General features: G+C 62.7%; 8 protein-coding genes. 3 read left to right on the top strand and 5 right to left on the bottom strand.

The genetic code is table 11. From position 1 onward, the window contains the following. Positions 1 to 32 precede the first annotated feature (32 nt). The 3 genes from M0D69_RS00345 (at position 33) to M0D69_RS00355 (ending at position 7,223) form a co-directional block, all read left to right on the top strand. Entirely contained in the window at positions 33 to 3,152 is a 3,120-nt protein-coding gene (locus M0D69_RS00345) for an MdtB/MuxB family multidrug efflux RND transporter permease subunit (RefSeq protein ID WP_301780124.1), read from the top strand. A 4-nt stretch (positions 3,153 to 3,156) separates the two neighbouring features. Then, positions 3,157 to 6,468: an efflux RND transporter permease subunit gene (locus M0D69_RS00350; protein WP_301780125.1), complete on the top strand. Its 3,312-nt coding sequence runs from the start codon at positions 3,157 to 3,159 to the stop codon at positions 6,466 to 6,468. Positions 6,469 to 6,566: 98 nt separating this feature from the next. Continuing rightward, positions 6,567 to 7,223: an SDR family oxidoreductase gene (locus tag M0D69_RS00355; protein ID WP_301780126.1), complete on the top strand. Its 657-nt coding sequence runs from the start codon at positions 6,567 to 6,569 to the stop codon at positions 7,221 to 7,223. Here M0D69_RS00355 and kdpE read toward each other — a convergent pair. The 5 genes from kdpE to M0D69_RS00380 form a co-directional block, all read right to left on the bottom strand. Further along, positions 7,199 to 7,897 (bottom strand): two-component system response regulator KdpE, encoded by a 699-nt coding sequence (kdpE, locus tag M0D69_RS00360; protein ID WP_047896345.1) that lies wholly within the window; start codon positions 7,895 to 7,897, stop codon positions 7,199 to 7,201. The genes M0D69_RS00355 and kdpE overlap by 25 nt on opposite strands. Beyond that, entirely contained in the window at positions 7,884 to 10,730 is a 2,847-nt protein-coding gene (locus tag M0D69_RS00365) for a sensor histidine kinase KdpD (protein ID WP_301780127.1), read from the bottom strand. Before M0D69_RS00365 ends, kdpE begins: the two co-directional genes overlap by 14 nt. A gap of 465 nt (positions 10,731 to 11,195) precedes the next feature. Next, positions 11,196 to 12,170, bottom strand: coding sequence for a quinone oxidoreductase (locus tag M0D69_RS00370; RefSeq protein WP_301780128.1), 975 nt, complete (start codon positions 12,168 to 12,170; stop codon positions 11,196 to 11,198). Between the two features lie 57 nt (positions 12,171 to 12,227). Further along, a complete protein-coding gene (locus tag M0D69_RS00375; protein ID WP_047896342.1) occupies positions 12,228 to 12,614 on the bottom strand; it encodes a methylglyoxal synthase in 387 nt (128 codons plus the stop codon). A 38-nt stretch (positions 12,615 to 12,652) separates the two neighbouring features. Then, positions 12,653 to 13,432, bottom strand: coding sequence for an SDR family oxidoreductase (locus M0D69_RS00380; RefSeq protein ID WP_301780129.1), 780 nt, complete (start codon positions 13,430 to 13,432; stop codon positions 12,653 to 12,655). Positions 13,433 to 13,728: the final 296 nt, after the last annotated feature.

The following is a 13,728-nucleotide window of genomic DNA, read 5'->3' on the forward strand; positions in this document are numbered from 1 at the left end:
GCACTCATGATCCATAACCGCACTGCACCCGCATGAATCCATCGCGTCTATTTATCCTGCGTCCGGTCGGCACGGCGCTGCTGATGGCGGCAATCATGCTGGTCGGCCTCGTCGCGCTGCGCTTCTTGCCGCTCTCCGCGCTGCCGGCCGTCGACTACCCGACTATCCAGGTGCAGACGTTCTATCCGGGCGCGTCGCCGGACGTGATGACCACCTCGGTCACCGCGCCGCTTGAAAAGCAGTTCGGGCAGATGGCCAGCCTGAACCAGATGTCGTCGCAGAGTTCGGCGGGCGCGTCCGTCATCACGCTGCAATTCAGTCTCGACCTGCCGCTCGACATCGCCGAGCAGGAAGTGCAGGCGGCCATCAACGCAGCGGGCAACCTGCTGCCGTCCGACCTGCCCGCACCGCCGATCTACGCGAAAGTGAATCCCGCCGACGCCCCCATCATCACGCTTGCGATCAGTTCGAAGACCTTGCCGCTCACGCAAGTCCAGGATCTCGCCGACACCCGTCTTGCGCAGAAGATCTCGCAGGTCGGGGGCGTGGGGCTGGTGTCGGTCAGCGGCGGCAATCGCCCGGCTGTTCGGATCCAGGCGAACACACGCGCACTGGCGTCGTACGGCCTGAACATCGACGACTTGCGCACCACTATTTCGAACCTGAACGTCAACACGCCAAAGGGTAGTTTCGACGGCCCTTCGCGCGCCTACACGATCAACGCGAACGACCAGCTCACCGACGCCAACGCCTACCAGAGCGCGGTCATCGCTTACAAGAACGGCCGGCCGGTGATGCTGACCGACGTCGCAACGGTCGTCCAGGGTCCGGAAAACACCAAGCTCGGCGCGTGGGTGGACAACACGCCGGCCATCATCCTGAACGTGCAGCGCCAGCCGGGTGCGAACGTGATCGCAGTGGTCGACGGCATCAAGGCAATCCTGCCGCAATTGCAAGCGGCGCTGCCCGCCGCGCTCGACGTGCGCATCGTCACCGACCGCACCACGACCATTCGCGCCTCGGTGCGCGACGTACAGTTCGAGCTAGCGCTTTCCGTGGTGCTGGTCGTGCTGGTGATCTACCTGTTCCTCGCGAACGTCTGGGCGACGCTGATCCCGAGTTTGTCGGTCCCTGTTTCGCTGATCGGCACGCTTGCCGTGATGTATCTGTGCGGCTTCTCGCTTGACAACCTTTCGCTGATGGCCTTGACCATTGCGACGGGTTTTGTCGTCGACGACGCCATCGTGATGATCGAGAACATCGCGCGTTACGTGGAGGACGGCGAGTCGCCGCTCGAAGCGGCGCTGAAGGGTTCCAAGCAGATCGGCTTCACGATCATTTCGCTGACCGTATCGTTGATCGCGGTGCTGATTCCGCTTTTGTTCATGGGCGATGTGGTCGGGCGCCTGTTCCACGAATTCGCGATCACGCTCGCGGTGACCATCGTGATCTCGGCAATCGTCTCGCTCACGCTCGTGCCCATGCTCTGCGCGAAGCTGCTGCGGCATACCCCGCCGAAGGAGAGCGGTCGCTTCGAAGCGCGCGCGCATCAATTCATCGATTACGTGATCGGGCGTTATGGCGTCGCGCTGACATGGGTGCTCGACCGGCAGCGTTCGACCCTGGTGGTCGCGCTGCTCACGCTCATTCTCACCGCCCTGCTCTACATCTGGATTCCGAAAGGCTTCTTCCCGATCCAGGATACCGGCGTGATCCAGGCGATTACGCAAGCGCCGCAAGCCGCTTCGTACCAGGCAGTGGCCGAGCAACAGCAGGCGCTTGCCGCGCAGGTCCTGAAGAGCCCCGACATCGAGAGCCTGACGTCGTTCATCGGCGTGGATGGAACCAATATCACGCTGAACAGCGGCCGGATGCTGATCAACCTGAAACCGCGCGACGACCGCAGCAACACGTCGAGCGACGTGATCCGCGCGCTGCAGAAGGACGTGGCGAACATTCCGGGCATCCGGCTCTACATGCAGCCGGTGCAGGACTTGACCATCGATTCCACCGTCAGCCCGACGCAATACCAGTTCATGCTGACCGACCCGAATTCGGCCGAGTTCGCGGAATGGGTGCCGAAACTGACCGCGCGCTTGCAGCAATCGCCTGAACTGGCGGATGTCGCGACCGACCTGCAGCAGAACGGCCAGTCGGTGTACGTGGAAATCGACCGGGCGACGGCTGCGCGCTTCGGCATTACGCCGGCTACCGTCGATAACGCCCTCTACGACGCATTCGGCCAGCGCATCATTTCGACCATCTTCACGCAGTCGAACCAGTATCGCGTGATCCTGGAATCCCAGCCGACCGACGCGCACTACAGCGAGACGCTGAACGGCATCTATCTGCCGTCCTCAACGGCCACGAGCGGGCAAGTGCCGCTATCGACCATCGCGAGCTTCCATGAGCGTGCCGCGCCGCTGCTGGTCACGCACCTCGGCCAGTTCCCCGCGACCACGGTCTCGTTCAACCTCGCCCCCGGCGCGTCGCTCGGCGCGGCGGTGAAAGCGATCGATCAGGCGAAGCAGGACATCGGCTTGCCTGCGTCGTTCCAGATTCGCTTCCAGGGCGCGGCGCTCGCCTTCCAGGCGTCGCTGTCAAACGAGCTGTTCCTGATCCTCGCCGCGATCGTCACCATGTACATCGTGCTGGGCGTGCTGTACGAAAGCTTCATTCACCCGATCACGATTCTGTCGACGCTGCCGTCGGCAGGCGTTGGCGCGCTGCTTTCGCTGATGATCACCGGGCACGACCTCGACATCATCGGGATCATCGGCATCGTGCTGCTGATCGGCATCGTGAAAAAGAACGCCATCATGATGATCGACTTCGCGCTGGAAGCCGAACGCGAACAAGGCAAGAGTCCACGCGATGCGATCTATCAGGCGTGTTTGCTGCGCTTCCGGCCCATCCTGATGACGACCATGGCTGCGCTCCTCGGCGCCTTGCCGCTGATGCTCGGCTGGGGTGCGGGCTCTGAACTGAGGCGGCCGCTGGGCATTGCGATCGTGGGTGGTTTGATCGTGTCGCAAGCGCTTACGCTATTCACTACGCCGGTGATCTATCTCGGCTTCGATTCGCTCGCCCGCCGCGTGCGAGCGCGTTTCCACCGGGACGCGCCGCCACGCCCGGCTAGCGAAACGGAGTAAGCGCATGAACCTGTCGCAACCGTTCATCGCGCGCCCGGTCGCTACCACGCTGCTGGCCATCGGTATTGCGCTCGCCGGCCTGTTCGCGTTCACCAAGCTACCGGTCGCGCCGTTGCCGCAAGTCGATTTCCCGACCATCTCGGTCCAGGCAAGCTTGCCCGGCGCGAGTCCGGAAACGGTCGCGACCAGCGTGGCGAGTCCGCTGGAGCGCCATCTCGGCTCGATTGCCGACGTCACCGAAATGACGTCGCAAAGCTCGGTCGGCTCGGCGCGGATCACGTTGCAATTCGGGTTGAACCGCGACATCGACGGCGCTGCGCGTGACGTGCAGGCCGCCATCAACGCATCGCGCGCCGATCTTCCCACATCACTCAGAAGCAATCCGACGTATCACAAGGTCAACCCGGCCGACGCGCCTATCCTGATTCTCGCGCTCTCCTCCCCCACGCGCACGGCGGGTTCGCTCTACGATTCCGCCGCGACCGTGCTGCAGCAAACGCTCTCCACCGTGCCGGGTGTCGGCGAAGTGGACGTGAGCGGCTCGGCGAATCCGGCTGTGCGCGTGGAACTGGAACCGAACGCGCTGTTTCACTACGGCATCGGCCTGGAAGATGTTCGCGCGGCGCTGGCGTCGGCGAATGCGAACAGTCCGAAGGGTGCCATCGAGTTCAACGGCACGCACTTCCAGCTCTATACCAACGATCAGGCGAGCAAGGCCGCGCAATATCGCGACCTGGTGGTGGCTTACCGGAACGGCGCGGCAGTGCATCTGAGCGATGTAGGCGAAGTAGTCGATTCGGTCGAGGACCTGCGCAACCTGGGCCTCATCAATAACAAGCGCGCCGTGCTTGTGATCCTGTACCGGCAGCCGGGCGCGAACATTATCGACACCATCGACCGCGTGAAGGCGATGGTGCCGCAACTCCAGGCAGCGCTCCCGGCCGACGTCGAGATCACCCCCACGTCCGACCGTTCGACCACGATCCGCTCGTCGCTGCATGACACGGAATTCACGCTGATCGTTGCGGTGGCGCTGGTCGTGATGGTCGTGTTCCTGTTCCTGCGCAACTGGCGCGCGACGCTGATTCCGAGCGTGGCTGTCCCGATCTCGATCATCGGCACCTTTGCCGCCATGTACCTGCTCGGGTTCTCGCTCGATAACCTCTCGCTGATGGCCTTGACCATTGCGACGGGTTTCGTGGTCGACGACGCCATCGTCGTGCTCGAAAATATCTCGCGGCATATCGAAAATGGCGTCCCGCGCATGAAGGCCGCGATTCTCGGTGCGCAGGAAGTGGGCTTCACGGTGCTGTCAATGAGCATTTCGCTGGTGGCCGTGTTCCTCCCGATCCTGTTGATGGGTGGCATTGTCGGGCGGCTGTTCCGCGAATTCGCGCTGACGCTGTCGCTCGCGATCGCCGTTTCGCTGGTCGTCTCGCTGACGGTCACGCCCATGATGTGTGCGCGTTTGCTGCATGAGCCGCAAAACCAGAAGCCGCCCGGCCGGCTTTCGCGCTGGCTCGAACGCCAGTTCGTCCGCATGCAGGGTGGCTACGCGCGCACGCTTGGCGTCGCGCTCGCGCATCCGCGGGTCGTGTTGCTGGTGCTCCTCGCCACCGTCGGCTTGAATGTGTACTTGTACATCATCGTGCCGAAGGGATTTTTCCCGCAGCAGGATACGGGGAGGATTGTTGGCGGTATCCAGGCCGACCAGAGCACGTCGTTCCAGGCGATGAAGGGCAAGTTTTCGGAAATGATGCGGGTGGTGCAAGCCGATCCGGCCGTTGAAAGCGTTGCGGGTTTCACGGGCGGGCGGCAGACCAATTCGGGCTTCATGTTCATTTCGCTGAAGCCGAAAACCGTGCGCAAGGTGTCTGCCGAACAGGTGATCCAGCGCCTGCGTGCGCCGCTTTCCGACGTCGCGGGCGTGCGGACCTTCCTGCAAGCCGTGCAGGACATTCGCGCGGGCGGGCGGCAATCGAACGCGCAATACCAGTTCACGCTGCTCGCCGATTCCACCACCGATCTCTACACGTGGGGGCCGAAGCTCACTGACGCCCTGCTGACCCGCCCCGAACTCGCCGATGTCAATTCAGACCAGCAGCAAGGCGGCCTGGAGTCCTTCGTCACGTTCGACCGGGCAACGGCGGCGCGCCTGGGGATCCAGCCGGCGCAGATCGACAACACGCTCTATGACGCCTTCGGCCAACGCCAGGTGTCCACCATCTACAACGAGCTGAGCCAGTATCACGTCGTGATGGAAGTCGCGCCGAAATACTGGCAAGACCCGGAAATGCTCAAGCAAATCTATGTGAGCACGTCGGGCGGTACTGCGAGCGGGGCTGCATCGACGAATGCGACCACGACGACGTCCAAGATCACATCCACGTCCATCAGTTCGAGCAGCGGTACGTCATCAACCGATACGACGAGCACACTGGCGCTCGCGTCCATCCGCAATGCGGCGACAAACGCCATTGCGGCTAGCGGCAAGTCCAGTTCGTCGTCGGGCGCGGCGGTATCGACGTCGAAGGAAACGATGATCCCGCTTTCGGCCATCGCCAAGTTCGGGCCGGGCAACACGCCGCTGTCGGTGAATCACCAGAGCCAGTTCGTGGCATCGACGATCTCATTCAACCTGCCGCCCGGCAAGTCGCTCTCGGATGCCACCGCTGCCATCTACGAGACCATGGCGACCATCGGTGTGCCCAGCACGATTCACGGCAGTTTTGCGGGCACGGCACAGCAGTTCCAGGACTCCACCAAGGATCAGCCGGTCCTGATTCTCGCCGCGCTCGCGGCGGTGTATATCGTCCTCGGGATTCTGTATGAGAGTTATATCCACCCGATCACGATTCTCTCGACATTGCCGTCAGCGGGTATTGGCGCGCTGCTTGCACTGCTGCTGTTCAAGACGGAGTTCAGCATCATCGCGTTGATCGGGGTGATCTTGCTGATCGGCATCGTGAAGAAGAACGCGATCATGATGGTGGACTTTGCGATCCAGGCGCAGCGCCATGGGGCCGCGACGTCGCGTGAGGCGATTGAAGAGGCGTGTTTGCTGCGCTTCCGGCCGATCATGATGACGACTGCCGCGGCGCTGTTAGGCGCGTTGCCGCTGGCTTTCGGGACCGGCGAGGGATCGGAGATGCGCGCGCCGCTCGGGATTGCGATTGTGGGCGGGTTGATCGTGAGTCAGTTGCTGACGCTTTATACAACGCCGGTGGTTTATCTTTATATGGACCGGATTCGGATCTGGTCGGAGGAACGGCGGGGGCGCAGGGGTCGGACTGGACCTGCTCGTGTCATTGAGTGAGGAGTTTGGGCGGGGGGGTAAGCGCCTCCCGCGTGCATGGATTCCAAAAATCGCTTACCGTTTTAGCTCCTGCCCACAAACAGAAGGAGCCAACAGCAATGAAAGTCCTGCTCATCGGCGCGCACGGCCGGACCGGCCGCCACATTGCCCGGCAACTCCGCGCCGCATCCCTGCCCTTCAAAGTCCTGCTGCGTAAATCCGCGCACCGCGGTGAGTTCGCCGCACTCGGCGCCGAAATCGTACTCGGCGACCTGACAAACGATTTCTCCCACGCCTTTGACGACGTCACGCACGTGGTCTACGCCGCAGGATCGGCGGAAAGCGAAGGCGTGAACGAAGAACGCGCGATCGATCGCGACGCCGTGCAACGCACCGCCGACTACGCCAAACGCCGCCGCACAAAACAGCTCGTGGTCATCAGCGCGATCTCCGCGTACTGGCCAGAATCCAGCCCGCTCGCGCTCAAGCACTACTCGAAAATGAAGCGCCAAGCCGACGACTACGTCCAGGCAAACGGCGTTCCGTACGTGATCCTGCGACCCGGACCGCTCTCCGACGAAGTCGGCCGCGGCACAATCGCACTCTCCACCCAACGCGGCTTGAACGCAGCGCCCGTTTCACGCGAAGACGTCGCCCGCGTCACGGTGGCATGCATCACACGTGACGTGCGGGACGAGGTGATAGGGTTTGTCGGCGGCGACGTGCCGATAGACGACGTGCTCGACGCGCTTCAGACAGCCCCGATCAACCGATAACCCACACCGGTCTCAGTCACGATGTGCTCCGGCTGCGCGGCATCGCGTTCAAGCTTCTGCCGCAAATGCGCCATGTAGATGCGCAGGTAGTGGTGGCTTTCCACATGCGACGGCCCCCACACTTCGCGCAGTAACTGGCGGTGCGTCAACACACGGCCAGCGTGCCGTACGAGCGTGGACAGCAGCCGGTATTCGATCGGGGTCAGATGCACGGGCGCACCCGCACGCGTGACCTGGCGCAAGCCGAGATCGATGACGACATCGCCGAATTTCACCAAAGGCGATTCACTCGACGCCGCCTGATTGCGACGCCGCAAATGCGCGCGAATCCGCGCCATCAATTCCGATACGCCGAACGGCTTGGTGAGGTAATCGTCGGCACCGGCGTCCAGCGCCGCGACCTTCTCCTCCTCCTGAGTTCGCGCCGACAGCACGATCACCGGCAGCTCGGTCCAGCTCCGCAACTCACGGATCACGTCGAGGCCGTCGGTGTCGGGCAAACCGAGATCGACGATCACGAGATCCGGCTTGCGCGTCGCCGCGTCCACCAGCCCCTGCTTGCCCGTTTCCGCCTCGTGCACGGTAATGCCTTCGGCCTCCAGCGACGCACGCACAAAGCGGCGAATCTGCTTTTCGTCCTCGATCAACACGACGGTGAGGTTAGGTTCGCTCATGGGCTTTAGGGTCCGACGGAGGAAAATCGACGAAGTCCTGCTCGGCTTCATCGGAGAAACTTGGCACGGGCGGTGGTGCATCGACGGGCAAGGTGAACCAGAAGCGCGCGCCCTGAACCGGCGCGTCGGGAAGGCTCACATCCAGCCGGTTATTCGCGCCGATTGTACCGCCGTGCGCTTCCACAATAGCGCGGCAAATCGAGAGCCCAAGTCCAATGCCCGGCTTGGCCGACTCCTTCTCGCCACGCGTGAATTTCTCGAACACACGGTCTTCCATGTTCGCCGGCAAACCCGGACCGAAATCGTCGATATGAACCCGCACGAACGGCTTGTTATCCACACTGACGCTCTCCGCCCCGATGATGAGCTTCGAGCCCGGCGGCGTGTACTTCGCGGCGTTCTCCAGCAGGTTCGAAAACAACCGCTCCATCAGCACGGCATCGAGTTGAAGGAACGGCAGATCGGAAGGTAGACGGACCTCGACCGGACGGCCATTCAAAACCCGCCGGCACGCCCGCAACGCGGCGCCTACCGTCTCCTCCAGCAGCGACCATTGCAGGTTCAGCCGCAAACCGCCCGCCTGCAAGCGCGCCATGTCCAGCAAATTCGTGACAATGCTCGTCATGCGCAGCGATTCGTCGTGAATTGCTGCGATCAATTCGGCATTTGCCGGCGAACGGGTGTCGCCCCGCGCTTCCGCGAGCATCGATGCAAAACCAACGATGGTCGTGAGCGGCGTGCGCAAATCGTGCGAGATGGCGGACAGCAGCGAATTGCGCAGGCGCTCGGACTCCATGCTGACGAGCGCATCGCGGGCAATCTCGACGTAATGCACCCGTTCGAGCGCCAACGCGATCTGCGCGGCAAACGCGTCGAGCATGCGCTTTTGCTCGGGCACGTCGAGCTCGCCCGCATTACGCGTGGCGACCGCGAGCACGCCGCGCGTGCGCATTGGCGCCTTGAGCGGCAGATATAGCGCGGCCGCTGCAGGCAGCGTGTCCGTGCCGCGGCCGGCCGGCTTCTGCTGGTCGTACACCCATTGGCCGACATCGAGATCCAGCGTACTTGCATCGAGCAGCAAGGCGGCAGCGGACGTATCCGACGGGTCGAGTTTCTGGCGGACCTTGTCGGTGGAATCGGGCAGCAACATGGCGACCTTCGCGCGAAACACTTCACTCACATGCCGCATGCCGATACCCACGATCTGCTCGGTCGCCAGCGCCGCGCCGAGTTCGCCGGCCATCGCGTACATCGCGCCCGTGCGGCGCTCGCGCTTTGACGCAACGCGCGCCTCGCCCCGCAAGCTCGACGTGAGATGGCTGATCACCAACGACGTCAGCAACATGCCGGCAAAGGTCAGCAGGTATTGGGTATCGGAGACGGACAGCGACATGCGCGGCGGCACGAAGAAGAAGTCGAAGGCCGCGACGCTCAGGAACGAGAGCAGCACGCCCGGACCACGGCCGATGCGCGCCGCCGCGTAAATCACGCCGATGAGATAAAACATCACGAGATTCGTGAGATCGAAATGATCGCGGATCTGGCTTGCAAGCAGCGTGATAGCCGCGCAGATCGCGATGGCGTACGCATAGCCACGCGGCGCCGAGCGCTGCTCGCGCGCGGCGCTCAACGCGTCGCGCCAGTCGGGAGCGATCCCTTCCTCTTGCGGCAATGGAGCGCCTCCCTCTCTTTGCTCACCCTCCCGCGCGCGAATCAACGTGAGATCGAGGTCGCCCGCGTGTTCCGCCAACCGCTCGCCGAACGAGCGTTTTAGCCAGCGGGCGAAACCGCGCCGCTTCGACGCCCCCGCCACCAGCTTCGACGCGTTGCGCGCCTGCGCATAACCGATCAGCGTCGCGACCGCATCCGCACCGGCCAGCGTCACCGTCTCCGCGCCAAGTTCGGCGGCGAGTTTGAGCGCGCCCAGCGTGCGTTCGCGACGGGTATCGGAGAGTTTTTGCAGTCGCGGTGTTTCGACGTACACCGCGATCCAGTCGGAACGAAGACTTGCCGCGAGCCGTGCTGCGGCGCGCACCAGCGTAGGCGCCTCCGGCCCCGGCCCGATGCACACCACCAGCCGGTCGCGCGCCTGCCAGATCCTGTCGATAGACCGGTCCGCGCGGTACTCGCGCATCTGGGCATCGACGCGATCCGCCGTGCGCCGCAGCGCCAGTTCGCGCAGCGCGATCAGGTTGCCTTTGCGGAAGAAATTGCGAACCGCGTGTTCCGCTTGCTGCGGCATGTAGACCTTGCCGTGGCGCAGCCGTTCGAGCAGTTCCTCGGGCGGAAGATCGACTAGCGTGACTTCATCGGCTTGATCCAGAACGCGATCCGGCACGGTCTCGAAGACGCGGATCTGCGTGATCTGCCCCACGATGTCGTTCAGGCTTTCCAGATGCTGGACATTGACCGTGGTATAGACGTCAATACCCGCGTCCAGCAGTTCATGCACGTCCTGCCAGCGTTTCAGATGACGAGCACCGGGAACGTTCGAGTGAGCGAGTTCGTCGACGAGTAAAAGCTGCGGGTGGCGTTGAAGCGCTCCGTCGAGATCAAATTCCTTGAGCGCATGGCCGCGATACATCATGTTCGCCGGCGGCAGTTGTTCGAGGTCTTCCAGTAACGCGGTGGTTTCGCTCCTGCCGTGCGTTTCCACTATGCCGATGACTACGTCGTCGCCCTGCTCCTTTCTGCTTCGCGCGGCAAGAAGCATGGCGTAGGTCTTGCCCACTCCGGCCGAGGCGCCAAAAAAAATCTTCAGCCGTCCGCGATGACGCTTTTCCTCCTCTCTTTGCAGCTTTCCGAGCAGCTCGTCTGGGTTTGGGCGGTTCATTTTTTAGCTTGTTGGCGCAATCGCATCCAGGGCGAGGATCAGGTTCTTCGGGTTCGCCGGTGTCCACGCATTGACGCGTGACTTTCCTAGTATGACCAACTGCTGGTTCTTGCGTTTCCGCTATCCGGTTCGTTATAGGGTCTTTCGTCAGGTTGGCTCGTCTCGCCACCTGTTGGTCCGGGTATTGAACGATGGCCTCGAACATTAAGCGCGTCGGCATAAAAGCCGGGTCAAAGATCGGAACGCAGGCGTAAATAATGTGTAAAGGACGCCGTGGAAAGCGTTCGCAGCGAGATGTTTCACGCTGATCCTGGCGCTGACGTTTTTGTGGCGCAGATAGAGCGGCAGCCCATACGCGCTCACCCGCCGACAACTTTTTACGCGCGCTTATTCGCCGCTTCCGCACAAGACCACAAGACGGTGCGGCACGAAAGAATCCCGCCGCCCCGTCCTTTCACGCTCCCATCAAGGCAGGAAAATAGTCGATCCTGTCGTCCGCCGCGCTTCCAGATCCTCATGCGCTTTCGCCGCTTCAGCCAACGGATACCGCTGCCGCACGCTCGTCTTCACTTGCCCCGTGCTCAACACGTTGAACAACTCGGCCGCCGTCTCCTCGAGATCGCTGCGTTTGGCGATATAGCTGAACAACGCCGGCCGCGTGAAATAAAGCGAACCACGCCCGGCGAACTCCGACGAATCGATGGGCGGCAACGGCCCCGACGTATTGCCGAAACTCACGAACATGCCCAACGGCGCGAGGCAGTCGAGCGATGCCGTGTACGTGTCCTTGCCGATCGAATCGTAGACCACCGGCACGCCCGCGCCGCTCGTGATTTCGCGCACGCGCTTCGTGAAGTCCTCACGGGTATAGACGATCGGATGATCGCAGCCGTGCGCCTTCGCCAGTTCGGCCTTTTCGTCCGATCCAACCGTGCCGATCACCGTCGCGCCCAGCGCCTTGGCCCACTGGCAAGCAAGCATGCCCACGCCGCCGGCCGCCGCGTGGATCAGGATCGTATCGCCGGCTTTCACGCGATACGTCCGTCGCAGCAGATATTGCGCGGTCAAGCCCTGCAACATCACCGACGCCGCGTCCTCATACCCGATTGCGTCAGGCAAGCGCACGACATATTGGGTCGACATCACCCGTTCCTCTGCATAAGCGCCCGGCGGCCGCGACGCATAGGCCACACGATCGCCCGCTTTGAAATCCGTCACGCCTTCACCGACCGCGGTTACCTCGCCCGCCGCTTCCATGCCGATGCCGCCGGGCAGCGGCATTGGATAAAGCCCGGTACGAAAGTACACATCGATATAGTTCAAGCCGACCGCATGATGCTTCACGCGAATCTCGCCCTTGCCCGGCTCGCCCACCTCGACGTCCACCCATTTCATCACTTCCGGGCCACCGGTTTTATTGAAGCGAATTGCTTTTGTCACCCTTGTCTCCTTTTGCCGGCGTCAGCCGGTCACTGTGCAGTACGACCTGAACTCGACCTAAGCTCGACCCAGGCGTAGCTTCAGATCATCGAGAATCATGCGTGCCGTCGCGAGGTTCGTCGCACACGCTACGTTGTGCACGTCGCACGCGCGCACGAGCGCGTTGATATCGGGTTCGTGCGGTTGCGGCGTCATGGGGTCGCGCAGGAAAATCACCACGTCGACACGCCCCTCCGCCAGTTCGGCGCCAATCTGCAGGTCGCCGCCGAACGGACCGGAGAGCTTGCGCTCCACCTCCAGCCCATGGGCCGCCGCGATTCGCGCGCCGGTCGTACCGGTTGCCACCAGCCGGCACTGCGCCAACGTGGCCGCAAACTCGCCGGCCAGCGCCACAATGTCGTCCTTCTTCATGTCATGCGCGATCAACGCAACGCGTGGGGTCATCGAATGCCTCTCTGTTGTCATGTTTTATGGAATTCGAATCAATACGTGCCCGGATAAGCACCGCCATCGATCAGCAGGTTCTGCCCGGTGATATAGCCCCCATGGACGCTGCACAGGTAGGCGCACGCCTTGCCAAACTCCTCGGCCGTACCGAAGCGGCCAGCGGGCAGCCGGCTCATGCGGCGCTTCTTGGCTTCTTCCACTGTGATGTTGTTGGCCTTCGCGTCCGCCTCGAACGTGGTGACGAGCCGGTCGGTGTCGAAAGAGCCCGGTAGCAGGTTGTTGATCGTGACGCCGCTTGCCGCGACCTTGCGCGACAAGCCCGCGATGAAACCCGTTAGCCCCGAACGCGCGCCGTTCGACAAACCCAACACGTCAATAGGCGCCTTCACCGACGAACTCGTGATATTCACGATGCGCCCAAAACCACGCTCGATCATGCCGTCGAGCGTCAGCTTGATCAGTTCGATGGGCGTCAGCATGTTCGAATCGAGCGCCTTGATCCAGTCGTCGCGTGTAAATTGCCGGAAATCGCCCGCCGGCGGGCCACCGGCGTTGTTCACGAGAATGTCCGGCGCAGGGCACGCGGCCAGCGCCGCGGCGTGCCCTTCTGTCGTGGTGATGTCGCACGCCACCGCCGTCACATTCACGCCAAAGCTTGCACGAAGATGCTCGGCTGTGGCTTCGAGCGGTCCTGCCGTGCGCGCTACGATCACGAGGTTGACACCCTCAGCCGCCAGCGCCTCCGCGCACCCGCGTCCCAAACCCTTGCTGGCCGCGCACACGAGCGCCGTGCGCCCCTTGATTCCCATGTCCATTGCTGTCCCCTTGTGGTTGCCCGCGTTGAAACCGGTAGAAATCGATCAAAAGCCAGGTCATGAAGTCTTGTGTCGAATTCTGGCTCGCCATCCGTCATGCGGATCGCGTGATGCAATTCTAGAAGAATGAGGGATCGGACGTCGGCCGCGCAATAGACCAGACGGCCTATCGCCCGCAATCTCTGCTTTGGCCGCGCCTAATTTGGGTAAACTGGCGTCACTGCCTAAGCTCAGCCATGCGAGGCCGTGCCGCCTGCGGCCCCGGACACGCCTCTCGGCAATGCGGCGCCCGAACC

Origin of the sequence: Caballeronia sp. SEWSISQ10-4 2 (assembly GCF_030464885.1) — a bacterium.
In the GTDB taxonomy this organism is placed as follows: Bacteria; Pseudomonadota; Gammaproteobacteria; order Burkholderiales; family Burkholderiaceae; genus Caballeronia.